At 72.2% G+C, this 23973-nt stretch carries 21 protein-coding genes; 8 read left to right on the forward strand and 13 right to left on the reverse strand.

Going from position 1 to position 23973, the window contains the following annotated elements:
- Nucleotides 1-196 precede the first annotated feature (196 nt).
- A complete protein-coding gene (locus tag ACWCQ1_RS13105; RefSeq protein ID WP_451026477.1) occupies nucleotides 197-769 on the forward strand; it encodes a sigma-70 family RNA polymerase sigma factor in 573 nt (190 codons plus the stop codon).
- Nucleotides 766-2115, forward strand: a complete 1350-nt coding sequence (locus ACWCQ1_RS13110) for a zf-HC2 domain-containing protein (RefSeq protein ID WP_451026478.1) — start codon at nucleotides 766-768, stop codon at nucleotides 2113-2115. The genes ACWCQ1_RS13105 and ACWCQ1_RS13110 overlap by 4 nt, the downstream gene beginning before the upstream one ends.
- A gap of 121 nt (nucleotides 2116-2236) precedes the next feature.
- On the opposite strand, the gene purU is transcribed toward ACWCQ1_RS13110, so the two are convergent.
- Together purU and ACWCQ1_RS13120 are read right to left on the reverse strand one after the other, a co-directional pair.
- A complete protein-coding gene (gene purU, locus ACWCQ1_RS13115) occupies nucleotides 2237-3121 on the reverse strand; it encodes a formyltetrahydrofolate deformylase (RefSeq protein ID WP_133045582.1) in 885 nt (294 codons plus the stop codon).
- A 46-nt stretch (nucleotides 3122-3167) separates the two neighbouring features.
- A complete protein-coding gene (locus tag ACWCQ1_RS13120; RefSeq protein ID WP_133045583.1) occupies nucleotides 3168-3668 on the reverse strand; it encodes an SCO4402 family protein in 501 nt (166 codons plus the stop codon).
- Nucleotides 3669-3785: 117 nt separating this feature from the next.
- Between ACWCQ1_RS13120 and ACWCQ1_RS13125 the strand changes: the two genes are divergently transcribed.
- The gene (locus ACWCQ1_RS13125; RefSeq protein ID WP_451026479.1) at nucleotides 3786-5093 is read left to right on the forward strand and encodes an ABC transporter substrate-binding protein; all 1308 of its coding nucleotides are present in this window, start codon (nucleotides 3786-3788) and stop codon (nucleotides 5091-5093) included.
- A gap of 16 nt (nucleotides 5094-5109) precedes the next feature.
- On the opposite strand, the gene ACWCQ1_RS13130 is transcribed toward ACWCQ1_RS13125, so the two are convergent.
- Both ACWCQ1_RS13130 and ACWCQ1_RS13135 read right to left on the reverse strand, forming a co-directional pair.
- Nucleotides 5110-6870 carry a hypothetical protein gene (locus ACWCQ1_RS13130; protein WP_451026480.1) on the reverse strand — a complete coding sequence of 587 codons (1761 nt, stop codon included), beginning with the start codon at nucleotides 6868-6870 and terminating at the stop codon, nucleotides 5110-5112.
- Nucleotides 6871-7091: 221 nt separating this feature from the next.
- The gene (locus tag ACWCQ1_RS13135) at nucleotides 7092-8477 is read right to left on the reverse strand and encodes a transcriptional regulator (protein WP_133045586.1); all 1386 of its coding nucleotides are present in this window, start codon (nucleotides 8475-8477) and stop codon (nucleotides 7092-7094) included.
- Between the two features lie 309 nt (nucleotides 8478-8786).
- On the opposite strand from ACWCQ1_RS13135, the gene ACWCQ1_RS13140 reads away from it, so the two are divergent.
- Genes ACWCQ1_RS13140 through ACWCQ1_RS13150 form a run of 3 tightly spaced genes read left to right on the forward strand, consistent with a single transcriptional unit; the run spans nucleotide 8787 to nucleotide 11832 of the window.
- The gene (locus ACWCQ1_RS13140; RefSeq protein WP_358592895.1) at nucleotides 8787-9449 is read left to right on the forward strand and encodes a bifunctional DNA primase/polymerase; all 663 of its coding nucleotides are present in this window, start codon (nucleotides 8787-8789) and stop codon (nucleotides 9447-9449) included.
- A gap of 20 nt (nucleotides 9450-9469) precedes the next feature.
- Nucleotides 9470-10243 (forward strand): ABC transporter ATP-binding protein, encoded by a 774-nt coding sequence (locus ACWCQ1_RS13145; RefSeq protein WP_133045588.1) that lies wholly within the window; start codon nucleotides 9470-9472, stop codon nucleotides 10241-10243.
- The gene (locus ACWCQ1_RS13150; protein ID WP_358592459.1) at nucleotides 10240-11832 is read left to right on the forward strand and encodes a transporter; all 1593 of its coding nucleotides are present in this window, start codon (nucleotides 10240-10242) and stop codon (nucleotides 11830-11832) included. The genes ACWCQ1_RS13145 and ACWCQ1_RS13150 overlap by 4 nt, the downstream gene beginning before the upstream one ends.
- 33 nt (nucleotides 11833-11865) lie before the next feature.
- On the opposite strand, the gene ACWCQ1_RS13155 is transcribed toward ACWCQ1_RS13150, so the two are convergent.
- Both ACWCQ1_RS13155 and ACWCQ1_RS13160 read right to left on the reverse strand, forming a co-directional pair.
- Complete coding sequence (locus tag ACWCQ1_RS13155) at nucleotides 11866-12801, reverse strand: alpha/beta fold hydrolase (protein WP_358592456.1); 936 nt, start codon at nucleotides 12799-12801, stop codon at nucleotides 11866-11868.
- A 564-nt stretch (nucleotides 12802-13365) separates the two neighbouring features.
- Entirely contained in the window at nucleotides 13366-14058 is a 693-nt protein-coding gene (locus tag ACWCQ1_RS13160) for a metal-dependent transcriptional regulator (protein ID WP_054216870.1), read from the reverse strand.
- Between the two features lie 228 nt (nucleotides 14059-14286).
- Between ACWCQ1_RS13160 and ACWCQ1_RS13165 the strand changes: the two genes are divergently transcribed.
- Entirely contained in the window at nucleotides 14287-15042 is a 756-nt protein-coding gene (locus ACWCQ1_RS13165) for an SIS domain-containing protein (RefSeq protein WP_133045591.1), read from the forward strand.
- A gap of 72 nt (nucleotides 15043-15114) precedes the next feature.
- Here ACWCQ1_RS13165 and ACWCQ1_RS13170 read toward each other — a convergent pair whose 3' ends face one another.
- From ACWCQ1_RS13170 to pdxH, 3 genes are all read right to left on the reverse strand, one after another.
- Nucleotides 15115-16521, reverse strand: a complete 1407-nt coding sequence (locus ACWCQ1_RS13170) for a PAS domain-containing protein (protein WP_133045592.1) — start codon at nucleotides 16519-16521, stop codon at nucleotides 15115-15117.
- Nucleotides 16522-16658: 137 nt separating this feature from the next.
- Nucleotides 16659-17492 carry a GNAT family N-acetyltransferase gene (locus ACWCQ1_RS13175; protein ID WP_358592449.1) on the reverse strand — a complete coding sequence of 278 codons (834 nt, stop codon included), beginning with the start codon at nucleotides 17490-17492 and terminating at the stop codon, nucleotides 16659-16661.
- 328 nt (nucleotides 17493-17820) lie between these two features.
- Complete coding sequence (gene pdxH, locus ACWCQ1_RS13180; protein WP_451026481.1) at nucleotides 17821-18489, reverse strand: pyridoxamine 5'-phosphate oxidase; 669 nt, start codon at nucleotides 18487-18489, stop codon at nucleotides 17821-17823.
- Nucleotides 18490-18789: 300 nt separating this feature from the next.
- Between pdxH and ACWCQ1_RS13185 the strand changes: the two genes are divergently transcribed.
- Complete coding sequence (locus ACWCQ1_RS13185) at nucleotides 18790-19890, forward strand: citrate synthase 2 (protein WP_358592446.1); 1101 nt, start codon at nucleotides 18790-18792, stop codon at nucleotides 19888-19890.
- A gap of 28 nt (nucleotides 19891-19918) precedes the next feature.
- Here ACWCQ1_RS13185 and ACWCQ1_RS13190 read toward each other — a convergent pair whose 3' ends face one another.
- Genes ACWCQ1_RS13190 through ACWCQ1_RS13205 form a run of 4 tightly spaced genes read right to left on the reverse strand, consistent with a single transcriptional unit; the run spans nucleotide 19919 to nucleotide 23971 of the window.
- A complete protein-coding gene (locus tag ACWCQ1_RS13190; RefSeq protein WP_451026482.1) occupies nucleotides 19919-20536 on the reverse strand; it encodes a TetR/AcrR family transcriptional regulator in 618 nt (205 codons plus the stop codon).
- Nucleotides 20524-21258: an enoyl-CoA hydratase family protein gene (locus ACWCQ1_RS13195; RefSeq protein ID WP_451026483.1), complete on the reverse strand. Its 735-nt coding sequence runs from the start codon at nucleotides 21256-21258 to the stop codon at nucleotides 20524-20526. The genes ACWCQ1_RS13190 and ACWCQ1_RS13195 overlap by 13 nt, the downstream gene beginning before the upstream one ends.
- On the reverse strand, nucleotides 21255-22832 hold the full coding sequence (locus ACWCQ1_RS13200; protein ID WP_451026484.1) for a 4-coumarate--CoA ligase family protein: 1578 nt from the start codon (nucleotides 22830-22832) through the stop codon (nucleotides 21255-21257). The genes ACWCQ1_RS13195 and ACWCQ1_RS13200 overlap by 4 nt, the downstream gene beginning before the upstream one ends.
- An 8-nt stretch (nucleotides 22833-22840) precedes the next feature.
- Nucleotides 22841-23971 (reverse strand): acyl-CoA dehydrogenase family protein, encoded by a 1131-nt coding sequence (locus tag ACWCQ1_RS13205; RefSeq protein ID WP_358592437.1) that lies wholly within the window; start codon nucleotides 23969-23971, stop codon nucleotides 22841-22843.
- Between the last annotated feature and the right edge of the window lie 2 nt (nucleotides 23972-23973).

Here is a 23973-nt window from a genome sequence, read left to right on the forward strand (position 1 = left end):
AGAGGCTTGTTTTAGTCGCCTTCGATCCTGTTCGATCAGTTCTGCACCGGGTAGGCGAACGCCCACTATCACCTGCGGCTCTCTCGGGGGCGCGCATTGCGACAAAGGGGCGTGCGCCGACATGGGTGCCGACTACATTCGAGAAGACGGTGGGCGCACGCTGGGCACAGGCGAGAACACGGGTGAGGGGGGCCGCATGGCGAAGAAGGACGCACCGCCCCGCTGGGACCGCAAGATGCAGCAGCGACTGGCACGCGGTGAGGCGGCCGCGCTCGGCGAGCTCTACGACCGGTTCGCCTCGCTCGTGCACGGCCTCGCCCACCGCGTCCTCGGTGACGAGAGCGCCGCCGACGGCATCACGCGTGACGTCTTCGTCCATGTCTGGGAGCACCCAGAGCGCTACGACCCCAAGGAGGGACCGCTGCGCACCTGGGTCGCCACGCTGACCCACCGCCTCGCCGTGCAGCGGCTGCGCGCCACGGAGACCGCCGCGCTGGCCCAGGGCGCCGGCGGCTCGCCCGAGGAACTGGAACGCAGGGTCCGCCGCGCCTCGGTCGCCGCCCGTGCCGACTACATCGTCACCTCCATGCCCTCTCCGCTGCGCGCCGCGCTGGACCTTGCCTACTTCCAGCGCCGTGACTACCGCCAGACCGCCACCGACCTCGGCGTCACCGAGGACGAGGCCCGCCGCCGCCTCCGCCTGGGCCTCCAACTCCTGTCCACGGCCCACGACACCGGCACCCCGCCCGATTCGGGGGGTGCGGTGTGAGCGACTTCGAGGAGTACGACGACAACGGCGACCCCGAACACCGGAAGCTTTCCGGAAACGGGGAGGAGAAGCAGGAGCAGCAGCAGCCGGGCGACGGGAGCGGCCCTGAGGCGAAACCTGAACCGGGAAGCGGCGGAGCCGCGGAGGGTGCCGCTGCGCCGCGGATACCCATGCCTCGTGCCTCCGTCGAGGACGGGGAGCTGCCGTTGCCCGCGTCGGTCGCGGTGCCGGTCGTGCTGGAGCATCCGGTGTTGAAGTCGCTGCTCGGCGCCTGGGCGCTGGCCGCGTGCTCGGCGGAGGAGACGGCGGCCGTCGAGGAACACCTGGGCGGCTGCGGCACCTGCGCGGACGAGGCACGGCGGCTGCGCGAGGCCGTGGGCCTGCTGCACCCGCCGGAGAGCCTCGACCTGGACCCCGCGCTGCGCACCCGCGTCCTGGCGGGCTGCCTCGGCCGGCGCCCTCCGCGCATCCCGGTGCCCGAGTGGGCGGCGCCGTACGACGCGGAGACGGCCCGGCTCGACGCCCTGCTGCAGGACATAGGCGACGCCGAGTGGCACGCCCCCGTACGGCTGCGGTGGTTCGAGGGCGACGGGGCGGAGAGCCGCCGTACGACGGTCGCCGGGGTCATCGCCCATCTCCTCTCCGTCGACGGGCTCGTCGCGGTCGCGCTCGGCCTGGAGGACCCCCTCGGCGAGATCGTCGCCGAGGGCCCTACCCCGGCGGCGCGCACCGAGGCGTACTGGCGCACCTCGCACTTCCCGCCGACCCGGGGCATCAGGGCGCCGTGGCGCGAGCAGACCCACGACCTCGTCCGCACCGTCTCCTTCACCGGCGGCTCGGGCCCCGCCCGGCTGGCCGTCTCGTACGGCGACTTCGAACTGCCGCTGCACGACGCGATGCTGGACCGCGCGTTCGAGTGCTGGGTGCACGCGGAGGACATCGCCGAGGCGGTCGACTACCCGTACGAGCCGCCGTCCCCGCGTCATCTGCACCGCATGATCGACCTGGCGGCCCGCATGCTGCCCGCGGTGCTGGCGGAACGCCGGCGGTCGGGGCTGGCCGCGGCCGCGGAGGGCCGCCATCTCGGGGTCGCCGGGTCACCCGGCCGCAGCCTGCGCCTGGAGATCGAGGGGTCGGGCGGCGGCGAGTGGCTGATCCCCCTGGACTCCCCGGCGGCGGTCGGCTCGGAGGAGTTCGAGGTCGCGCATGTGGCCCTGGACGGCGTGGAGTTCTGCCGGTTGGCCGCGGGCCATGTGCCTCCGGCGGAGGCGGCGGCGGGTCAGGTGGGTGACCGTCAGGCCATCCGGGACGTTCTGTTCGCGGCGGCGTCGATGAGCCGGATGTAGGGGCTGGTTGCGGGTTCGTCGGCGGCTGCGAGTTCAGCTGAGCTCTTTTAGGGGCGCGGGGAACTGCGCGATCAGCCACGAATCACCCGCAGCCGCCGACGCGACCGAACCCCCCGAACTACTAGGCGAACACAACCGTCCGTCGCCCATTGAGCAGAATCCGCCGCTCCGCATGCCACTTCACGGCCCGCGCCAGCGCCTGGCACTCCACGTCGCGTCCGATCGCCACCAGCTGGTCCGGGGTGACGTCGTGACCCACCCGCTCGACCTCCTGCTCGATGATCGGCCCCTCGTCCAGGTCGGCGGTCACATAGTGCGCCGTCGCCCCGATCAGCTTCACACCCCGCGCATGAGCCTGGTGGTACGGCTTCGCACCCTTGAAGCTCGGCAGGAAGGAGTGATGGATGTTGATGATCCGCCCGCTGAGCTGCTTGCACAGGTCGTCCGACAGCACCTGCATGTAGCGGGCCAGAACCACCAGCTCCACGTCGTTCTCGCGGACGAGCTCCAGCAGCCGCGCCTCCGCGTCCACCTTCGTCTCCCTCGTCACCGGAATGTGGTGGAAGGGAATGTCGTACGACCCCACCAGCTCGGCGAAGTCCGTGTGGTTCGACACCACCGCCGCGATCTCCACCGGCAGCGCCCCGATCCGCGCCCGGAACAGCAGGTCGTTCAGGCAGTGCCCGAACTTGCTGACCATGAGCACGATCCGCATCTTCTCGTCGGCCTCGTTGATCTGCCAGTCCATGTGGAAGGAGTCACCGATCGCCGCGAAGCTCGCCCGCAGCTTGTCCACCGTGACCGGGGCGTCCGCCGAGAAGTGGACGCGCATGAAGAACAGACCCGTGTCGTGGTCGCCGAACTGCTGGCTGTCCTCGATGTTGCAGCCGGTCATGAAGAGATAGCTCGACACGGCGTGCACGATGCCCTTCTTGTCAGGGCAGGAGAGCGTGAGGACGTACTGGTCGGCGGGGGTCGCCTCGGTTCGGGTGGACTGCTCGTTCATGCCCGCCATGGTCCCACGAGCGGGCCGCCGGGCGGACCCGCGTCCGTCACGCGGACCGTGTCATGATCCGCAGCAGCTCCAGGGTGCGCGGCGGCGTGTCCGGGTCCTCCCCGTCGGCCATCGCCATCCGCACGTGCGCGTCCCGCGCCGCCCGCACCGCGTCCGGCCACCCGGCGTTCTCCATGTACACGGAGACCGGGGCGTCCGGGCCGACCTGGTGCATGATCCGCAGCACCCGCAGCACCGCGGTGTCGACGAGGGCCGCCTCCTGCGAGTCGCGGAAGATCGTGCCGACGTATTTCTCGGCGGACCAGTTGTCCAGCCAGGTGTCCTCGACCAGCCGGTACACGGCGTCGGTGACGTCCCCGTACCCGTCGACCCCGGCCAGCCAGACGTTCTGCTGGAACACCGGGTCGGAGAGCATGTGCAGCGCGGAGCGCACATTGCTGCGCCAGCGCCACCACGGCATGTCGTTCAGTGGCATGCCGCCCATGGTGGATGAGCGACGCCCGCGTCGGGAAGGGTTCTCCGTACCTTGCACGGTCACTGATCGTACGTTCTTCTCATCGGGCCCTTCTCCGGCCCCCGTAATTCACCTTCGCGTCACCACTCGATAACCGAGGGTCACCCCCGGGTTACGGATGTGGCGGAAGCGTGTGTGCCCATGACCGGCAGGCGACGCACCCGCAGCACCTTCCTCCCCACACTCAACCGGCCCGTCAGAGCAACCGTCCGCATGGCGGGGGCCCTGGCCATGTGCGCCTCCCTCGCCGCAGGATGCGGGGTCATCCCCGGTGCCACGGGGGGCAGCGAGGGTGACCCGATCACCGTCATGACCTGGGCCCCGCAGGACACCAGCGCCACCAACAAGCCCGGCATGCCCGCCTTCGCCCAGGCCTACGCCCGCTGGATCAACGCCAAGGGCGGTATCAACGGCCGCAAGCTGAAGGTCCTGACCTGCAACGACCGCAACGACAGCGTGGCCGCCGCCAAGTGCGCCCGCGAAGCCGTGAAGTCCGGGGTCGTCGCCGTCGTCGGTTCCTACAGCCAGTTCGGCGACTCCTACCTGCCCGACCTGGAGGGCGCCGGCATCCCGTACATAGGCGGATACGGCGTCACCACCGCCGAGTTCACCAGTCCGCTGTCCTACCCGGTCAACGGCGGCCAGCCCACGCTGCTGGCCGGCCTCGGCAAGGAGCTCGCCACGACCTGCGGCCCCGTGGCGCTGGTACGCGCCGACACCATCGCGGGCGACGAGCTGCCGCCCATGCTCGACGCGGGACTCGCGGCGGGCGGGCACAAGCCGGCCATCGACCAGCGGGCGGCGGAGGACACCACCGAGTACACGCAGCCGGCGGCCGACGCGCTGGACGCCACGACCGGCGGCGCCACGAAGAAGGGGTGCGTCATCCCCTCGCTCGGGGACGGCACCAGCACCTTCATGGACTCCTTCCAGCGGGCCCGCCAGGGCCGTCCCGCGGTGCGCACCGCGGCCACCCTGGACAGCGTCGACCAGACGGCCATCAACGAGTCCGGCGCGCAGAGGGGCCCGTACGAGGGGGCGTACATCACCGGCTGGTACCCGCCGGCCGGCGACCCGCGCTGGGACGCGATGAAGAAGGTGATCAGCGAGCAGGCCTTCGGGGACAACCGGATCGACGCCGCGGACGCCGGGGTGCAGACGACGTGGATCGCCTACACCGTGCTCACCAAGGTCGTCCAGTCACTCGGCGGCGGCGACGTGAGCTCCGACGCGATCCGCCGGGCCCTGGACGACGGGCTGAAGGTCTCCACCGGCGATCTCACGCCGACCCTGCGGTGGGGCACCCAGGGTCCCCTGGCGAGCATCGGTTTCTCCCGTGTCGTCAACACCGACGTCACCCTCCAGGTGGTCAGGCAGGGTCAGCTGGTGGCGGCGCGCAAGGGCTTCCTGGACACGACGAGGGCGCTGCAGGACGCGCAGGTCGACTGACCCGCGCGCCGCTCGCTCACAGCTGGGTCGGCCGCCGCTGGGTCAGGCCGTAGGTCTTCGCGATCGCGTTCCACAGGTCGGCCGCCTCGGCCTTCTGCTGGCTGGCGGTGCCGCTCGCGCGGTTGCCGGCCGCGGTCTGGCCCGTGGTGCGGGCCTGGCCCTTCTTGCAGCCCTTCTTGTTGCCGCCGACCTGGTCGGCCCAGGCCGCGTAGTGGTTGTCGGCCGCCGCGGATGCCTGCCAGGCCCGGGTGAGGGCGGCGGTCAGGTCGGCGTGGTCCGGCAGCTTGTCGACGGACAGGCCGGAGAGGCTGGTGACCAGCTGGGTGCGCTGCTTGGCGGCGTCGCGCAGGTCCGAGGCCGCTCCGTCCAGGTTCCGGCACGCCTTCACGTCGGCGACCGCGCTGATCACCGAGGCCCGGCTGTTGCCGCTGTCGGACAGCAGCTTGTCCAGGGCGACGGCCTGCTGCTTGGCGGGGTCCGCCGCGGACGCCGAGGAGGATCCGCCGGACGCGGGCGCGGTGGCGGAGACGGTCTGGTTCTTGTCCTTGCCGCCGCCACCTCCGCCGAGCATCGCGCCGGCCCCTACGCCGATCACCACGATGCCGATGCCGACGGCCGCGATCAGCGGCACCTTGGACCGGCCACCGCCCCCGCGCGTCTCCTGCGGCGGCGGGTAGGAGGCGGGGGGCTGCTGGCCGTACGACGGCTGGGGCGCCTGCCGGCCGTACGAGGACGCCGGCTGCTGCCCGTACGGCGGCTGGGCGGCGGGGGGCTGCTCGTAGCGGGGCAGGTGCTGGGTGGCCCCGGCGGGGCCGTCACCGCCCGGGCCGCTGCGGAACAGGTTGTCGAACTCGGCGGGCGGCTGCCGGTCCCCGCCGGGCTGGGCACCGTAGGGGGCCTGATCGGTCACGGGCGGCAGATACTGCGTGGGCTGCGCGTCCGGACCGGCGGCGGGCATGGGGCCGGCCCCCGCGGGCGGGAGATACTGCGTGGCCTGCGCGTCCGGACCGGCGGCCGCGTGCGGGGCGTGCCCAGCGAATCCAGCCGCGCCCGTCCCTGCCTGCGGGTCGTACGCCTGCGCGCCGTGCCCCGCGAACCCGGCCGCACCGGCTCCCGTCTGCGGGGCGTGCCCCGGGAACCCGGTCGTCCCGGCTCCCGTCGGCCCACCGACCTCGGGCGGCAGCGCGCCCGGGCCGACCGGCGGGAGGTACTGGGTCGCGGCCTCGTCGCCGCTCGTGGGGACGGGCGGCAGGAACTGGGTGGCGCCCTCGCTGCCGGGCACGGGCGCACCGGCGGGCATGCCGGAACCGGTGACCGGCGGTATGTACTGGGTCGCCCCTTCGTCGGCCGCGGGGGGCAGGGGGGCGCTGAAGCCGCCGGAGCCGGCGGGGGTGCCGTAGCCGTCGTCGGCCGGCGGCAGGGGCTGGGAGGCGGAGGTGGAGGCTGAGGTGGAGGTGGTCCACAGGTCGGGGGCCGCCCAGGAGTCGTCCGGCGGGCTCGGCCAGGACTGGGCCGGGGGCGGCGCCGGGGTCTCGTGCTGGTCGGGGCCCCAGGGCGTGCCCCAGGACTGGCCGCCGGGCGGGGCCGCGGCCGGGGTCTGCGGGGCGGCCGGCTGCGGGGCGGAGGAGCCGCCGTAGGAACCGGTGTGACCGCCCGGTGCCGCGGGCTGGGCGTTCAGCATGCCCGGGAGCAAAGGTTCGCCGCCGTCGGAGGGCAGCACGATGCCTTCGCGCGCTTCGCGCGGCGAGGGCGTCTCGCCCTGTCCACTCTGCGTCACCGGGACTCCTACAAATGGGGGACCTTGTGAATCGTCGGCTCACGCTACCGGGTCCCCCGAGCCGGGTGCCACGCAGCTCAGGCCTCAACCTCCTTACCTGTGACAGCGGTAACAGAATCGCTCTACAGCACGCTCCTTATGTCCACCGCGCACGCGAACCCGCACGGCAACCGGCCGTTTCCCGCAGCTTCACGCACCGGGAACCGGCCGGTCGCCCGCCCTCACGCCGCCGCCTGCAACTCCATCCGCGCCCCGAACTCCCGCACCACCGGCTCCTCCCGGTACGGCTCGAGCCGCTGCTGGAAGTCCTCCAGGTACTCGGCGCCCCGGTTGGAGCGCAGGGTCTCCAGCAACTGGACCGCTTTGAGGCCGGTGTTGCAGGCCTGCTCGATCTCGCGCTGCTGCACCTGCGCGGTGGCCAGCAGCACGTATCCGATGGCCCGCCTGCGCGCCTTCGTCTCCGGCAGCCCGGCCAGCGACTCCTCCGCGCGCCGCGCGGCCGCCTCGGCCTGTCCGAGGTCACGGTGGCAGTGCGCCAACTCGTCGGCCAGATAGGCCTCGTCGAAGTGCGTGATCCACGCCGGGTCGTCCCCGGACTCGGGGTCGGCCGCCTCCAGCGCGCCCACCGCCCGCCCGGACGCCAGCTGGGCCGCCCGCGCGTCGCCCATCAGGGCGTGCCCGCGTGCCTCGGCCGCGTAGAACATCGCCTCCGCGCGCGGGGTCACGCGCCCTCGCGCCCCTTCTTGCGCCGCCCGCGCCAACTGCGAGATCTCCCGCGGGTTTCCGAGCTGCGCGGCGAGATGGCTCATGGAGGCGGCCAGCACATAGCCGCCGTACCCCCGGTCGCCCGCCGCCTGCGCGAGCCGCAGCGCCTGGATGTAGTACCGCTGGGCCAGGCCCGGTTGGCCGGTGTCGACGGCCATGTACCCGGCGAGCTCGGTGAGTCGGGCGACCGCGGCGAACAGGTCACGGCCCACCGCCTCCCGGTACGACCCCGCCAGCAGCCCGGAGACGACGCTGTTGAGGTAGTGCACGACGACCGGGCGCACATGCCCGCTGCCGTACTGGTGGTCCAGGTCCACGAGGGCCTGGGTCATCGCCCGCACGGCCGCCACGTCGGACTGTCCGACGCGCGGGCCCGCCGAGCGCGCCACCTGCGCGTCCGGTGAGGAGATCAGCCAGTCCCGGCTCGGCTCCACCAGCGCGGACGCGGCGACGGACGAGCCGGACAGGAAGTCCCGCCGCCCGACGTCACTGCGCCACAGCTCGCAGACCTGCTCGATGGCTCCCAGTACCGTCGGCGAGAACTGGAGCCCGACGCCCGAGGCGAGGTTCTTGCCGTTGGCCATGCCGATCTCGTCGATCGTGACCGTACGGCCGAGTTTGCGGCCCAGCGCCTCCGCGATGATCGCGGGCGCCCGGCCCCGCGGCTGCTGTCCGCGCAGCCAACGGGCCACGGACGTCTTGTCGTAGCGCAGGTCGAGGCCGTGCTCGGCGCCGCACATGTTGACCCGGCGGGCGAGCCCGGCGTTCGAGCACCCCGCCTCCTGGATGAGCGCCTGCAGCCGTTCGTTCGGCTGCCGCGCGACGAGAGGCCTTGCGGCCATTGGCACTACCCCCTGTGGCTGCGGTGCCTGCCCACGCACCGAGTTGGCGTGTCCTTCCCTACCGGGTCCCTCGCCGTGGGGGGCGAAAAGATCCGGCCGGGAAGATCAATGCCCCGCGGACATACCGAAAATGCGAGGCATGCGAGGATTGCCGGGGTAAAAGCGGATGCCGACCCCGCTACTGGCTACCCAGCTCACACCGGAGTTCCTCCTCTGCGCCCCCACGCGTGCACCCATGCGCCCCGATGCGGAATCGTTGCCCCTCCCCCGCGCATGTGGCATGCGTAACCCCCGGTGATCACTAGAGTTGTGTTCATCGTGGACGAGACCATCGCGGGGCCCGAAGCAGCCCGAATCCCGAAGCAGCGCGGAGAATCGCTGCTGGAGACCGCCGTTCGCTACGCCGAGGAGCGTCACTGGGACGTCTTCCCCGGTACCTGGCTGGAAGCCGTCGACGGGGTGCAGCACTGCTCCTGCGGCGAGGCCGGGTGCGATGCGCCGGGGGCGCATCCCGCACGGGAGGACTGGGCGACGCAGGCGACGGGCAGCGCGACCGTCGCCCGCCGGATGTGGCAGAAGCAGCCGACGGCGTCGATCCTGCTGCCGACGGGGCGGACGTTCGACGCGATCTCCGTCCCGGAGACCGCCGGGTTCCTGGCGCTGGCCCGCATGGAGCGCATGGAGTTGACGCTGGGGCCGGTGACGTTGACGCCGGACCGCCGGATGCACTTCTTCGTGCTGCCGGGTGCGTCGGCGAAGGTTCCCGACCTGGTACGCAAGCTGGGCTGGTCCCCGTCGTCCCTTGATCTGGTGGCGCTGGGCGAGGGGGCGTACGTGGCCGCGCCTCCCACCCGATACGGGTCCCGGGGCGCCGTGCAGTGGGCGTGCCGGCCCACCCCCGCCAACCGGTGGCTGCCGGACGCGGAGGAGCTGATCTCCCCGCTTGCCTATGCGTGCGGTCGGGACCGGTGACCTGACCGTAGGGTTCATGCATGACGTCAGCCGCCGTACGCGTACAGGGTCTCTGGAAACGGTTCGGGCAGCAGGTTGCCGTTGCCGGGATCGATCTTGAGCTGCCCGCGGGGAAGTTCATCGGACTGGTGGGGCCGAACGGGGCCGGCAAGACGACCACCCTCTCCATGGTGACCGGGCTTCTCCGGCCCGATCAGGGGAGTGTCGAGGTCGTCGGGCATGACGTGTGGCGCGATCCGGTGGCCGTCAAGGCGCGGATCGGGGTGCTGCCGGAAGGACTGCGGCTCTTCGAGCGGCTGTCCGGCAGGGAACTGCTCGCCTATTCCGGCCGGTTGCGCGGACTGCCCGGCGCCGAGGTCGACAAGCGGGCCACCCAACTGCTCGACGTGCTCGACCTGGCGGGCGCCCAGCACAAGCTCGTCGTCGACTACTCGACCGGCATGCGCAAGAAGATCGGACTCGCCGCCGCGCTGTTGCACAATCCCGAAGTGCTCTTCCTCGACGAGCCGTTCGAGGGCGTCGACCCGGTGTCCGCGCAGATCATCCGGGGCGTACTGGAGCGGTACACGGCCTCCGGTGCCACCGTCGTCTTCTCCTCCCACGTCATGGAACTCGTCGAGTCCCTGTGCGACTGGGTCGCCGTGATGGCCGCCGGCCGTATCCGCGCCCACGGCCCCCTCGCCGAGGTCCGCGGCGACGCCCCCTCGCTGCAGCAGGCGTTCCTCCAGCTCGTCGGTGCGGGCGGCCGCGACGCCGGTACCGATCTGGACTGGCTGGGCGGCGGCGCGCGATGACGGGCGACATCACCAGGACCGTCGTTCGGCTGAAGCTGTCGCTGCTCAAGAACGGGCTCAGGCAGTCCGGGGGCCGGCGGGCCGCGTACGTCGCGTCCGCCGTCGTCGTGCTGCTGTTCGGGGCGCTGCAGCTGCTCGGGCTGATCGCGCTGCGCGGGCACGCGCACATCGACGCCGTGGTCGTGCTGCTGACGGCCGTGCTGGCGCTGGGCTGGGCGGTGATGCCGCTGTTCTTCCCCGGCGGCGACGAGACGCTCGACCCCACCCGGCTGGTGATGCTGCCGCTGCGGCCCCGGCCGCTGGTGCGGGCGCTGCTCGCGGCCTCGCTGGTCGGCATCGGACCGCTGTTCACGCTGCTCCTGCTGACCGGTTCGACGGTCGCGGTCGCGCACGGAGGTGCGGCCTACGCGGTCGGGGTCGTCGCCGTCGTCCTCGCGCTGCTGGTGTGCGTGGCCCTCGCGCGGGCCGTCGCCGCCGCCAACATCCGCCTGCTGACCAGCCGTAGGGGCCGTGACCTCGCGGTGCTCAGTGGGCTGGTCATCGCGATCGGGGCGCAGCTGGTCAACTTCGGTGCGCAGCGCCTGGGTTCGAGCGGGCTGGCGCAGCTCGCGCCGGTCGGGGACGTGGTGCGGTGGCTGCCGCCCGCGTCGGCGATCGGTGCGGTGCACTCGGTGAGCGAGGGGTCGTACGGCATCGCCGCCGCTCAACTCGCGCTCAGCGTAGGGGCGTTGGTTGCGCTGATCGCCGTGTGGGCGGGGCATCTGACCCGGTTGATGACCTCGCCGGACGGCTCCACCCTGCAGACCGACACCGAGCCCGGCCCGCGGGAGCGGACGTCCGGGGGGCCGGCGCGGCTGCTGCCCGCCGGGCGGACCGGGACGGTCATGGAGCGCAGCCTGCGGTACGTCTGGCGGGACCCCAAGACCAAGGCCGCCTGGGTGACGTCGCTCGCCATCGGCCTCATCGTGCCGGTGTTCAACGCCCTGCAGGGCACCGGCTCCGTCTACTTCGCGTGTTTCGCCGCCGGGATGCTCGGCATCCAGATGTACAACCAGTTCGGGCAGGACACGTCCGCGTTCTGGATGGTGGCGACCACGATCTCCTCCGCGCACGACGCCTACGTCGAGCTGCGCGGGCGGGCGCTGGCGCTGCTGGTGATCACCCTGCCGTACGCCACGCTGGTCACGGTCCTCACGACCGCGATGCTCGACGACTGGCCGCGCCTGCCCGAGGTGCTCGGTCTGTCCTTCGCCCTGCTCGGGGCGATGCTGGCCACCGGCGCGTGGACCTCGGCCCGCTTCCCGTACTCCATCCCGCAGGAGGGGTACAAGAACGTCGCCCCCGGCCAGACCGGCCTCGCCTGGATCTCCATCTTCGGCGGCATGGTCTCGGCGGCCCTGCTGTCCTCCCCGGTCATCGCCGTGACGATCTGGGTCAACGTCGTGGAGGGCGGCGACAGCTGGAGCTGGGTCCTGCTGCCCCTGGGCGCGGCCTACGGGGCGGCGATCACCTGGGCGGGCCTGCGTCTGGCGGCACCGCGCACGGCGGCCCGGCTCCCGGAGATCCTGACGGCGGTGAGCAAGGGGTGAGGATCAGGCGCCGCTGAGCACTCGTGCGGCGGATCAGGGAGTGCTGAGCACGGAGTCCAGGAACGGCTCGATGGCGGCCCGCCAGGCCTCCGGCTGGTCGTAGTGGACCAGGTGGCCGGCGTCGGCGACCTCCGCGTACTCCCCGCGGGGCAGCACCCGCACCATCTCCTGCGCCTCCGCCCGCCCCAGCTCCCCGTCGAGCCCCCGCACCACCAGCGCCGGGCAGCGCACCTGGGTGAGCTCCTCCCAGTGCGCGTCGTACACCCAGGTCTCCCGGGACTTCAGCATCTGCTCGGGTTCGAAGACCGGCCGCCAGCCGTCGGCGGACTCGTGCATCACCTCGGCGTAGAACTCCCCGCGCGCCGGATTCGGCCGCTCCACCCAGGGATCGTCCTCACCGAACCACTTGCGTACGTCCGCCAGTGTGGCGAAGGGGACGGGCCATGCCCGGAACCAGTCCGCCCATTCCCGCTGCGAGGCGGCCCCGAGGGCGGAGGCCCGCATGTCGCAGATGACCAGGCCCCGCACCAGCTCGGGACGCTTCGCCGCGAGCTGCCAGGCCGTCAGCGCGCCCATGGCGTGGCCGATGAGGACGGCGGGGACGAGGCCGAGCTGTTCGAGGGCGGCCTCCGCGTCCTCGACGTATGCCTCACGGGTGAACGCGGCCTGTGGGGGCTTGTCGCTCTGGCCGTGTCCCCGCTGGTCGAGCGCGACGGCCCGGTGCCGCTCGGAGAGCCAGCGGGCGGTGGACGCCCAGTGCGAGGCGCGGCCCATCAGGCCGTGCAGTAACAGCACCCCGGGCGCGCGCTCCTGGTCGGCGGGCGGCGCCGCCCGGTCCGGCGGTCCCGGCTGTCCGGGTACGAGGCCGGGCGGGTCGGTCCCGGCCGGGTCCGTCTTGGGCGGGTCACCGAACTCCCATGCCGCGAGGCGTACGCCGCCCGCCCCGGTCACGTCGATGCGTCGCGCCATGGTCCTGGCACCCCCCTAGCTCCGCTCGGACCGCTCCCGCTCGAGCCGGCCGGTCCTGTGAACCGTGTCCTGCCGTTGCCGTGCACTCACTCCTGAAGCGCAGATTCCGCGTCCCCCGTCACCCGCAGACTATCGAATGCGTATTCGAAAATGCCGTCTCGCCGGACAACACCCCTCGTTCGAGTGACCACCCTCAAGGAATGATCGCCGCCGCCGCGGGGAGATCTTCAGCGGGAGGCGGACCGCTCGGGGAAACCGGTCCGAGGGGAATGACCCTGAGAGCTCGGGGCTCCGGGTCAGCACAGGGGAGGACAGGCCCCGGCGCCACAAGGCGCCGGGGCCATCCACACGTCCGCGGCACATCCCTTTCCCCCCTCGGTCATATGCCTCACGCGACAGCCTGGCACGCGATCCGGCCGAGCGCTCCGATTTCGGCGCACAGATTCCGGGCCGTGACCTCACCCCGCGCTGACCGGCACGACGCCCCTTCCGTCACACCGGTACCGGAAGTCGTCAGCGGCCGCACGCCGTCAGCGGCCAGACACCGTCAGCGGCGTGACGCCGTCAGCGCTTGGCGACGAAGACATGGGAGGCGACGTCCGCCTCCAGCTCCGCGGCCTCGCCGCCGCTGCCCACCAGCACACCGCCCGCCGACTCCGTCACGCTGACCACCGAGCCGGGCTGCACACCCGCGCGCCGCAGCGTGTACATCAGCTGCGCGTCCGTCTGGATCGGCTCGCCGATACGGCGCACCACGACCGTCTTCCCGTCCGACCCCGGGTCCAGGTCCGCCAGCGACACCATGCCCTCGTCCAGGAACGGGTCCGCGCCGTCCTTCTCGCCCAGCTCCTCCAGGCCCGGGATCGGGTTCCCGTACGGCGACTCCGTCGGGTGCCGCAGGAGCTCCAGCACGCGCCGCTCGACGGCCTCGCTCATCACGTGCTCCCAGCGGCACGCCTCCGCGTGCACCTGCTCCCACTCCAGGCCGATCACATCGACCAGCAGACACTCCGCGAGCCGGTGCTTGCGCATCACGCGCGTGGCGAGGCGACGGCCCTCGTCCGTCAGCTCCAGATGCCGGTCGGCTGCCACGGCGACCAGGCCGTCCCGCTCCATCCGCGCCACCGTCTGGCTCACGGTCGGCCCGCTCTGGTCGAGCCGCTCGGCGATCCGGGCACGCATGGGGACCACACCTTCCTCCTCCAGCTCGAGGATGGTGCGGAGATACATCTCCGTGGTGTCGATCAGTCCGGACATACGTGCCCCTCGATGAGATCTGCCGGAAGCACGAGCAGCTTCCCGGCGCGTGCGCTGGCCCTGGAGTCAATTCTGACGCATACCACTGACAACCGTGCCGTGCCGAGGAAACGCGGGCCCCCACGCCCTCGGCCAAGGGTCCTGCGCCATCGTATTGACATGGCAGTGGTCCAGACCGCACGGTGATCCGCGACACAGCCGCCCCCACCCGCCCCGAAAGGGACCCGCATGAGCGACGCCACACTGGCCGACCAGTTCTTCGACGCCGCGATCGAGCTTCTGCGACGGGTCCGGGACGAGGAGGCGGAGGCCGTCACGGCGGCGGGCACACTGCTCGCCGACACCGTCGCCGACGGGGGCCGCCTCTTCGCCTTCGGCGCAGGCCACTCCTCGCTGCCCGCCCAGGACGTCGTCTACCGCGCCGGCGGACTCGCCCTGATGAACCTGCTCGCCGTGCCCGGCGTCGTCGGCGTCGACGTCATGCCGGCCACGCTCGGCTCCGCCCTGGAGCGCGTCGACGGACTCGCGAGCGCCGTCCTGGACACCTCCCCGCTCCGCGCGGGCGACGCGCTGGTCATCATCTCCCTCTCCGGCCGCAACGCACTCCCCGTGGAGATGGCCATGAAAGCCCGCGCCCTGGGGGTGAAGGTCATCGGCCTCACGTCCGTGGCGTACACGACGGAGACGCGCTCCCGCCACGCCTCGGGCACCTACCTCAAGGACCACTGCGACATCGTCCTCGACTCCAAGATCGCCATCGGGGACGCGACCCTCACCCTGGACACCGTCCCGGCCCCCTTCGCCCCCGCCTCCACGGTCGTCACCAGCGCGATCATGCAGGCCGTGATGGCGACGGCAGCGGGACGTCTGGCCGAACGGGGCATCGAGCCCCCGCTGCTGAGGTCGGGCAACGTGGACGGCGGCCACGACTGGAACGGCAGGGTGATGACCGAGTACGCGGACCGCATCTTCTACCGGCGCTAGAGCCGCTTGGTCGTTCGGAGCCGCCTGGTCGTTCGGAGCCGACTGGTCGTTTGGATCCGCCCAGCCCGTCGCCTAGCCCGCGTCCACAACCCCCGCCAGGTCCAGCGCGGCGGCGATCCGGACGGCCACGTCCTCCGCGTACACGGCGTCGGCCCGCTCGAACTGGCTCCGCCCACTCCCCCGCAGAAACGTCACCACTCCCAACGTCCGCCCCCGACTGCGCAACACCGCGCACAACGCGTGCACCACATCCGCGGGCCACTGCCGGGCCACGGCCCACTCCCGCGCCTGCTCACCGCCGGCCGCTCCCACGCTCGCCCGCACCGACCCGGCCCGCTCCACGCACTGCAACGCCGGATGCCCCTGCCCGTACCGCACCGGCAGCCCCGCCTTGCCGGTGAGCAGACTCGGCCCCGGCCCACCGGACGGCGTGGCGGCGACCCGTACCAGCCGGACCGGTCCCTCCGCCGCCGCGTCGGCCACCGCGCCCCCGGCCACCCGGTCGATCAGCGCGTGATCGGCGAACCCGGCGAGCGCGAAGTCCAGATGGACCGTCGCCGCCTCCCGCGGATCCTCGCACTCGGCGGCCGCCCGCGCCGCACGGTGCAACTGGATGGACCTGAACCGCAGCAGCGCCGCCTCCTGCTCGCCCTGCTTGCCCTCGGTCACGTCCTGGAAGAGCCATCCCACCCCGAGCGGCACCGGCTCCTCGGCGAGCGGTGAGGCCAGCCGTACGAACCCGCACCGCCAGCACCGCCGCTGCTCACCCTCCGCCGTGCGCACGCTCACCCAGATCTCGGCGGGCGCGGGCGGCGCGCCCTCCGCCAGGACGTGCGTGAACGCGCTCTCCAGCTCCTCGACACCCTGCGCGAGCAGCTCCCCGAGCGGCCGCCCCAGAGCGGACGTACGCCCGATGCCCAGCGCCCGCGCCGCATGGGCGTTGACCACCGCCGGCCGCAGATCCGCGTCGACGAGCACGACACCCCAGCTGGCGTCCTCGAACAGCGCCTCGCTCAGCGCGATCGACCGCTCCAGATCGATCTGCGTGTGCACCTCGCTGAAGGCGCAGTACACCCCCGCGGGCTTCCCGTCCGGCCCTCGTACGGCGGCCGACTGGGTCCGTACGAGCACCCGCCCGCCGTCCTTGGTCAGCAACGCGAACTCGTGCACCTGCCGCCCGGGGGCCTGCATGGCGGACATCAGCCGCCCCTCGACCTCCTCCGCGTCGGCCTCCCGCACGGCCCAGCCCGCGAATCCGTGCCGGCCCACCGCCTCGGCCGCGGTCCAGCCCAGGATCCGCTCGGCCTCGCGGTTCCAGTGGGTGACGACCCCGTCCGCGTCGAAGGCGCACAGCGCCGCGTCCATGCCGTCGAGCAGCGCGGCGAGCAGATCCGAGCCGTCCGGGCCCACGGGGCCGGCCCGCTCGGGCTCGTCCGGCCCGAGCTCATCGGTGGTCCCACTACGCCGGGAAGCACTCACCTGGACCCCCTGCCAGCTGCGTCCGCAGGTACGGCGCGTCGGTTCGCTCACTCGCAATCATCTAACTGGAACGTGACGCAGCACACACCGAGTTCCCCAAGATTGAGAGAATCGTTGCCCGCCACTCCCCTCCACCATCACCCCTGACCCAGCCGAAGATCAACCCAGAGCTCGCTCTCCCCGTCGAGCACATACCGCTCCACCTCGACGAACCCGCGCCGCTCGGCGAACCGCAGCCCGTCCTCATTGGCCGCCAGCACGCACGTCTCCACGCCTCGCGCGCCCAGCACACGCGCGTGCGTGAGCCCCCTCTCGTACAGCGCGGTCCCGAAGCCGCGCCCCCGGTACTCGGGCAGCACGCGCGCGATGACGGTCGCGACCGCGCCCTCCCCCTCCGGCGGCCGCACGGTGGAGCACCCCACGAGCACGTCCCCCAGATACGCGTTCTCCATCCGATACCGCCCGAGCCGCCCCCGCGCATCGTCCAGGGACATGACGGCGGGCGGCACGACGGTGTTGTGCACGTACCGCCACTCCTCCAGCATGTCCTCCCCGTGCACGGCCTCGATCCGCAGCGTCCTGCGCCGCGCGTACACCTCGACCTCGATCCGCATCCGGGGGTCGGCCAGCCCGCACACCATCATCGTCGCCGCCGGCCGCACCTGACCGAAGACCCGGCGCAGCACGGGCCAGCACGGCTCGAAGTCCTCCCGCTCCGGCAACAGATAACGCACCCGAACGACGTCCTCGAACCCACACCCGGCCCGCCCCAGCGCGTCCCCGATATTGCGCAGACACTGCTCGGCCTGCTCGACGACGTCCTCGGAGATCGTCATGGCCGCGTAGTCGAACCCGGTGGTCCCGGACACATGCACCCAGTCCCCGTCCACCACGGCCCGCGCATACCCGATCCGCTCCTCGAAGGCCGACCCACTGAGAATCGCGCGCCGCTCCGCCTGCTGCTCCGTCATGCGCCGAACGCTATGCGAGCCGCCCCGGATCCTTCTTCCAAAAAAACGGTTGATCGAGAGCCGAGCCGTTCTTAGGGTGTGGAGCACACGAGAAGGGAGGTGGTTCGGCAGATGTATGAATACCGGACGCGTGAGGTGACTGCGGGCTAGCGGCTCGCCACCACACCGAGTGCGGTGCCGGACCAGCACGTGAGCGAAACGTGCAGCCGGCCCAATCCCAAGCAGTCACCCGACCCGCGAGCTCGCCGGTACGTCCGGCCGGCTCCTTCGCTGAGGCGGAGGGACCAGAGCTCGCGGGTCGTCTGCGTTTCGCGGGTGCTGGGGACAGTCAGGGGCTGAGCCGTTCCACGCGCCAGCTTCCGTCCGGCTCCGCCACGTAGCGCAGCCGGTCGTGCAGGCGGTTCTCACGGCCCTGCCAGAACTCCACCGTCTCGGGGGCCACCCGGAAGCCACCCCAGTTCGGGGGCACGGGGACCTGTTCGCCCTCCGGGTAGCGGGCCGCGAGTTCGGTGTAGGAGGCGTCGAGTTCCGCGCGGGAGGGGATCACGCTGGACTGGGCGCTGGACCAGGCGCCGAGCTGGGAGCCGTGCGGGCGGCTGCGGAAGTAGGCGGCGGTCTCGTCGCGGCCGGTGCGGCGGGCGACGCCGCTGACGATGACCTGGCGGGCCATGGGGTGCCAGGGGAAGAGCAGCGAGACGTACGGGTTCTCGGCGAGGTCGCGGCCCTTGCGGGAGTCGTAGTTGGTGTAGAAGACGAAGCCCTTCTCGTCGAACCCCTTCAGCAGCACGGTCCGCGAGCTGGGGCGGCCCTGGGCGTTCGCCGTGGAGACGATCATGGCGTTCGGCTCGAAGAGATGGGCCTCGGTCGCGGCCTGCGCGAACCAGTGCGCGAACTGTTCCACGGGCGTGGCGGCCAGCTCGGACTCGGCGAGGCCCTCGGCCCGGTACTGCTTGCGCATCGCGGCGGGATCGAGGGGGACGGCGTCTCGGTCGGTCACGCGGTCATCTTGCCGTACGCACGAATGCCCCGACGAAGCGCCTCCGCGGCACCGAAGTCGAACCGGAATCGAAGCGAAGTGGCACCGAAGTGGCACTGAGGCGCTCAGCGACGTGGCACTGAGTGCCGTGAACCCTCCCCAAAAATGGCACTCGGAGATATCGTGCTGATGCCGTTCCGGTTGAACGACCAACCGCGCGGGGCATCACCAGGGTGGCCGCCAGGACCGCGAGTCGCACGAGCCGACCGGGGATCCGACGGGCCGGGCCGCCAGAGCCGCACACACACGAGGAGCCGCCTGATGTCCGACTTCGTACCCGGACTCGAGGGAGTCGTCGCGTTCGAGACGGAGATCGCCGAACCGGACAAGGAGGGCGGCGCCCTGCGGTACCGGGGCGTCGACATCGAGGACCTGGTCGGCCACGTCTCGTTCGGCAATGTCTGGGGGCTGCTGGTCGACGGCGCCTTCAATCCCGGTCTGCCGCCCGCCGAGCCGTTCCCGATCCCCGTGCACTCCGGTGACATCCGGGTGGACGTCCAGTCGGCGCTCGCCATGCTCGCGCCGGTGTGGGGCCTCAAACCCCTCCTCGACATCGACGCCGAGGACGCCCGCGAGGACCTGGCCCGGGCCGCCGTCATGGCGTTGTCGTACGTGGCCCAGTCGGCGCGCGGCCAGGGTCTGCCGATGGTGCCGCAGCGGGAGATCGACAAGGCGCAGTCCATCACTGAGCGGTTCATGATCCGCTGGCGGGGCGAGCCGGACCCGAAGCACGTCGCCGCCGTCGACGCCTACTGGACCTCCGCCGCCGAGCACGGCATGAACGCGTCCACGTTCACCGCCCGGGTGATCGCCTCCACCGGCGCCGACGTCGCGGCGGCCCTCTCGGGCGCCGTGGGGGCCATGTCGGGCCCGCTGCACGGTGGTGCGCCCTCCCGGGTGCTGCACATGATCGAGGAGATCGAGCGGACCGGGGACGCGGAGGCGTACGTCCGGCAGGCCCTCGACAACGGCGAGCGGCTCATGGGCTTCGGGCACCGCGTGTACCGCGCCGAGGACCCCCGCGCGCGCGTGCTGCGCCGTACCGCCCGCGAACTGGGCGCGCCGCGCTTCGAGATCGCCGAGGCCCTGGAGAAGGCGGCCCTCGCGGAGCTCCACGCCCGCCGGCCGGACCGGGTGCTGGCGACCAACGTCGAGTTCTGGGCGGCGATCGTCCTGGACTTCGCCGAGGTCCCGTCGCACATGTTCACGTCGATGTTCACGTGCGCGCGTACGGCCGGCTGGTCGGCGCACATCCTGGAGCAGAAGCGGACGGGCCGGCTGGTGCGGCCGTCGGCACGGTACGTGGGCCCGGCGGCCCGCGGACCGCGCGAGATCGAGGGCTACGACAGCATCGCCCACTGAGGGGTGTCCGAGGGGGCGCTGGGAACTCTCAGCCCAGCGCCTCGTCGAGCAGTACCGCCCACTGCCCCACCACCCGCTCCCGTCGCCCGGTGTCGTCCGTCAGGAGGTTGGCGAGGCCGAGGCCTCGGGCCATGTCCAGGAGGCCCTGGACGGTTTCGCGGACGCCGGGGCGGGATTCGTCGGCGTTCAGGAGGTCGATCGCGATGCGGTGGGTCTCGCGGCCGACGTGGGATTCCAGCTCGGTGACGCGGGGGCGGAGCTGGTCCTCGTTGGAGGCGGCGACCCAGAGGTGGAGGGCGGCGCGGAAGAGGGGGCCGGTGTAGAGGTCGACGAGGGCGGCCACGACGGCCCGGCGGTCCGCGGCGCCCTGGGGGAACAGGGCGCGCAGGGCGGTGGAGCGTTCCTCGGCGACGTACTCCACGGCCGCAGTGAACAGGTCCTCGCGGGTGGGGAAGTGGTGCTGGGCGGCGCCCCGGGAGACGCCGGCGCGTTCGGCGACGACGGTGACGGTGGAGCCGGCCCAGCCGTGTTCGGCGAGGCAGGCCACGGCGGCTTCCAGGAGCCGTTGCCGGGTGGCCCGGCTGCGGTCCTGCTTGGGCATGCGCTCGGCTCGTTCCTCGCGCTGGTCGGTGGTCACAGCGCCCATAGCGGATCCCGTCGTTCCAGAAAGGCCGTCATTCCCTCGCGGGCCTGCGGGGAGGCGAAGAGCCGGGCGGAGAGCGCGGTGAGGTCGGCCGTGTCCCGGTCGAAGGTCTCCAGGACCCTGGCCGTGAGCAGTGCCTTCGTCTCGGCCAGTCCTTGGGGCGCGGCCCGGCGCAGGCCGTCGAGGACGGGTTCGAGTACGGCGTCCACGTCGTCCCCGGCGGCCGTGAGCAGGCCGATGCGGGCGGCCTCGGCGGCGTCGAGGCGTTCGCCGGTGAGGTAGTAGCGGGCGATGGCGCGCGGGTCGGTGCGGGGCAGGACCGGCAGTGAGATGACGGCGGGGGCCACGCCGATGCGGACCTCGGTGAAGGCGAACGTGGAGTCGGTGGAGGCGGCCGCGATGTCGCAGGCGGCCAGCAGTCCGAGGCCGCCGGCGCGGACGTGTCCGGTGACCCGGGCGACGACCGGTCTGCGCAGTTCGACGATCTGCCGCAGCAGTCCGACGAGGGCGTCCGGGGGCGGCGGGTCGCGCAGGTCGGCGCCCGCGCAGAAGGTGTTGCCGGTGTGGGTGAGGACGACCGCGCGGACGTCGCTGTCCTTGGCGCAGTCGGTGAGCGCGCCGGCGAGTTCGCCGACCAGGACGGCGGAGAGCGCGTTGCGGTTGGCGGTGGAGTCGAGGCTGAGGGTCTCGACGCCCCGCGCGCGGGTACGTCCGATCAACGTCATGCGCGCTCCCTGGGTTCCCGCAGCTGCCGGCGGAGGATCTTGCCGCTGGCGGCCCGGGGGACGCCGTCGATGAAGGTGACCTGGCGGACGCGCTTGTAGGGGGCGACGCGTTCGGCGACGTACATCATCACCTCGCCCTCCGAGAGGCCGGTGGCGGTGGGCTGGCGGACCACGAAGGCGTGCGGGACCTCGTTGTTGTCGTCGTTGTAGACGCCGATGACGGCGGCGTCGGCGATGCCGGGGTGGGTGAGCAGCAGGGCCTCGAGTTCGGCGGGGGCCACCTGGAAGCCCTTGTACTTGATGAGTTCCTTGACCCGGTCCACGACGAACAGCCAGCCGTCGGCGTCCACATGGCCGACGTCGCCGGTGTGCAGCCAGCCGTCGGTGTCGATCATGGCGGCGGTGGCGTCGGGGCGGCCCAGGTAGCCCTTCATGACCTGGGGGCCTCGGATGAGGATCTCGCCGGACTCGCCGACGCCGAGGTCCTTGTCGGGGTCGTCGAGGGAGACGATCCGCATCTCGGTGCCGGCGATGAGCTTGCCGACGGTGCCGGGCGGGGCGTCCGGCATGGCCTCGCGGGGGACGACGTGGGTGCCGGGGGACAGTTCCGTCATGCCGTACGCCTGGCCGACGGGCGGCAGGCCGAGCCGTCGGGAGCAGGCCGCGGCGAGCTGGGCGTCCAGGGGGGCGGCGGCGCTGAGGATGTACTTCAACGACGACAGGTCGTACTGCTCGACCGCGGGGTGCTTGGCGAGGGCGAGGACGATCGGCGGGGCGACGTACAGGCCGGTGATGCGGTGGTTCTGGATGGCGGCGAGGAAGGTGTCGAGCTCGAAGCGGGGCAGGACGACGACGGTGGCGCCGAGCCGCAGGGGCGCGTTCATGAGGGCGGTCAGGCCGTAGATGTGGAAGAACGGCAGGACGGCGAGGATGCGCTCGCCGGGTCCGGTCGGCATGACGGACTCGAGCTGGGCGAGGTTGGTGGCGATCTGCCGGTGGGTGAGCATCACGCCCTTGGGGATGCCGGTCGTCCCGGAGGAGTAGGGCAGCGCGGCGACGTCCTCGGCGGGGTCGATGTCGACGGCCGGTTCGGGGGCGGCGGAGGCCAGCATGTCGATGAGGGAGCGGTGGCCGGGCGCGCTGTCGCAGACGAAGATCTCCCGTACGCCGCCCGCGAGTTCGGCCGCCCGGCGCGCGGCCTGGAGCAGCGGGGAGACGGTGACGATCCAGCGGGCCGCCGAGTCCCCCAGCTGCTTGGCGAACTCCTCGGGTGTGGCGAGCGGGTGCACGGTGGTGACGGAGGCGCCCGCGCGCGTGGCGGCGTAGAAGGCGGTCGGGAAGGCGATGGTGTTGGGGCTGTGCAGGGCGAGTACGTCGCCCTTGCGGACGCCGGCCTCGGCGAGTCCGGCCGCGACGCGACGGTGGAAGCGGTCGAGTTGTTCGTACGTGAGGGTGGTGCCGTCCGTCCCGTCGATCAGGGCGGGAGCGTCACCGTATTCGGCGGCGCGGCCCAGCACCGCGTCGTGGATGGGCAGGTCGACGGCCGCCACATCGGCGTACTCGCTCCGGAACACGGTTCCTCCTAGTACGACTTGGGCAGGCCCAGGGTCTGGTGGGAGACGTAGTTGAGAATCATCTCCCGGCTCACCGGAGCAATACGAGCCACGCGCGAGGCGGTTATCAACGAGGCGAGCCCGAATTCCCGGGTGAGGCCGTTGCCGCCGAGGGTGTGCACGGCCTGGTCGACCGCCCGCACGCACGCCTCCCCCGCCGCGTACTTCGCCATGTTCGCCGCCTCGCCCGCTCCGACGTCGTCCCCGGCGTCGTAGAGGTGGGCCGCTTTCTGCATCATCAGGCGGGCGAGTTCGAGGTCGATGTGCGCCTGGGCGAGAGGGTGGGCGATCGCCTGGTGGGCGCCGATGGGGGTGTTCCAGACGGCGCGGTCGCGCGCGTACTCGACGGCGCGCCCGAGGGCGTAACGGCCCATGCCGATCGCGAAGGCGGCCGTCATGATCCGCTCGGGGTTGAGGCCGGCGAACAGCTGCAGGAGGCCGGCGTCCTCGTCGCCGACCAGGGCGTCGGCGGGCAGCCGCACGTCGTCCAGGACGAGTTCGAACTGCTTCTCCGCGGCCTGGAGTTCCATGTCGATCTGGCGTCGGGTGAAGCCTTCGGCGTCGCGCGGGACGATGAAGAGGCAGGGCTTGAGGCGGCCGGTGCGGGAGTCCTCGGTGCGGCCGACGATGAGGGTCGCGTCGGCCAGGTCGACGCCGGAGATGAAGACCTTTCGGCCGGTGAGCAGCCAGTCGCCGGTGTCGGGGTCGCGGCGGGCGGTGGTGGTGATGCGGTGGGAGTTGGAGCCGGCGTCGGGTTCGGTGATGCCGAAGGCCATGGTGCGGGTGCCGTCGGCGAGGGCGGGGAGCCAGGCGCGTTTCTGGGCGTCCGTGCCGAAGCGGGCGATGACCGTGCCGCAGATCGCCGGGGAGACGACCATCATCAGCAACGGGCAGCCGGCTGCGCCGAGTTCTTCCAGGACGATGGAGAGTTCGGCGATCCCGCCGCCTCCGCCCCCGTACTCCTCGGGGAGGTTGACGCCGAGGTAGCCGAGTTTGGCCGCCTCGGACCAGAGGTCCTCGCGGACGTAGTCCCGCCCGTGACGCTTGCCGAGGGCGGCGACGGCGGCTCGCAGGGCCTTGTGTTCCTCGGTCTCGATCATGA

The sequence above is a fragment of the Streptomyces sp. NPDC002144 genome, from assembly GCF_053593695.1.

What these genes read in the sequence shown, in the direction of transcription:
- ACWCQ1_RS13105 (WP_451026477.1), top strand. Translation starts at nt 197, where the DNA reads ATGGCGAAGAAGGACGCACCGCCCCGCTGGGACCGCAAGATGCAGCAG.
- purU (WP_133045582.1), bottom strand. Translation starts at nt 3,121, where the DNA reads ATGAACGAGCAGTCCACCCGAACCGAGGCGACCCCCGCCGACCAGTAC.
- ACWCQ1_RS13125 (WP_451026479.1), top strand. Translation starts at nt 3,786, where the DNA reads ATGACCGGCAGGCGACGCACCCGCAGCACCTTCCTCCCCACACTCAAC.
- ACWCQ1_RS13135 (WP_133045586.1), bottom strand. Translation starts at nt 8,477, where the DNA reads ATGGCCGCAAGGCCTCTCGTCGCGCGGCAGCCGAACGAACGGCTGCAG.
- ACWCQ1_RS13145 (WP_133045588.1), top strand. Translation starts at nt 9,470, where the DNA reads ATGACGTCAGCCGCCGTACGCGTACAGGGTCTCTGGAAACGGTTCGGG.
- ACWCQ1_RS13150 (WP_358592459.1), top strand. Translation starts at nt 10,240, where the DNA reads ATGACGGGCGACATCACCAGGACCGTCGTTCGGCTGAAGCTGTCGCTG.
- ACWCQ1_RS13155 (WP_358592456.1), bottom strand. Translation starts at nt 12,801, where the DNA reads ATGGCGCGACGCATCGACGTGACCGGGGCGGGCGGCGTACGCCTCGCG.
- ACWCQ1_RS13160 (WP_054216870.1), bottom strand. Translation starts at nt 14,058, where the DNA reads ATGTCCGGACTGATCGACACCACGGAGATGTATCTCCGCACCATCCTC.
- ACWCQ1_RS13165 (WP_133045591.1), top strand. Translation starts at nt 14,287, where the DNA reads ATGAGCGACGCCACACTGGCCGACCAGTTCTTCGACGCCGCGATCGAG.
- ACWCQ1_RS13175 (WP_358592449.1), bottom strand. Translation starts at nt 17,492, where the DNA reads ATGACGGAGCAGCAGGCGGAGCGGCGCGCGATTCTCAGTGGGTCGGCC.
- ACWCQ1_RS13185 (WP_358592446.1), top strand. Translation starts at nt 18,790, where the DNA reads ATGTCCGACTTCGTACCCGGACTCGAGGGAGTCGTCGCGTTCGAGACG.
- ACWCQ1_RS13190 (WP_451026482.1), bottom strand. Translation starts at nt 20,536, where the DNA reads ATGGGCGCTGTGACCACCGACCAGCGCGAGGAACGAGCCGAGCGCATG.
- ACWCQ1_RS13195 (WP_451026483.1), bottom strand. Translation starts at nt 21,258, where the DNA reads ATGACGTTGATCGGACGTACCCGCGCGCGGGGCGTCGAGACCCTCAGC.
- ACWCQ1_RS13205 (WP_358592437.1), bottom strand. Translation starts at nt 23,971, where the DNA reads ATGATCGAGACCGAGGAACACAAGGCCCTGCGAGCCGCCGTCGCCGCC.